Source organism: Chryseobacterium sp. CG10_8 (assembly GCF_058117085.1).
Map to the genome: position 1 here is coordinate 1 of NZ_JBYVEB010000288.1, position 511 is coordinate 511.

Genomic DNA, 511 nt, shown 5'->3' on the forward strand with positions numbered 1-511 from the left:
TTCTGTTGCGTCCAAAATCCCATCATTGTCAAAATCAATATCACATAAGTCACCTACTAGATCCCCATCAGCATCAGTAAATAGGCTACTAGTATTGGAACATCCTAAACATTCTACAGACTGAGTTGTAGAATCTTTGCTTGTTCCGATACTTTGAGCTACTCCACTTGTAATCAAAGCTAATCCGGAGGCATCAACTCCTCCTGACAATCTTTGAGAGCCATCTAAATTACTATATTTATAATTTCCAGAACCTTCTAATGCATCTGGACAACCATCGTTATCACTATCCAAATCTAAGTAATCAGCAACCCCATCTCCATCAGTGTCCAGATTTCCACCAGTACAACTTACAGCAAGTGTGCCTGTTGGATATGAGCTTACAGCGGGTGTACCTGATCCCACCACCTGAAGCGCAGTAAAACCAGATTGTACAGCTGAAGTAGTTGTTCCTAAATCAAATTGAGCAAGAATGGCTCCATCATAAGCTCTTTTGATTACTATCGAATTA

The 511-nt window shown here is 40.1% G+C and carries 1 protein-coding gene; it reads right to left on the reverse strand.

The genetic code is table 11. The annotated features are described in order from the left end of the window. A partial coding sequence (locus AC4AGG_RS16785; RefSeq protein ID WP_489773168.1) for a thrombospondin type 3 repeat-containing protein occupies window positions 1-511 on the reverse strand: 511 nt, incomplete at both ends.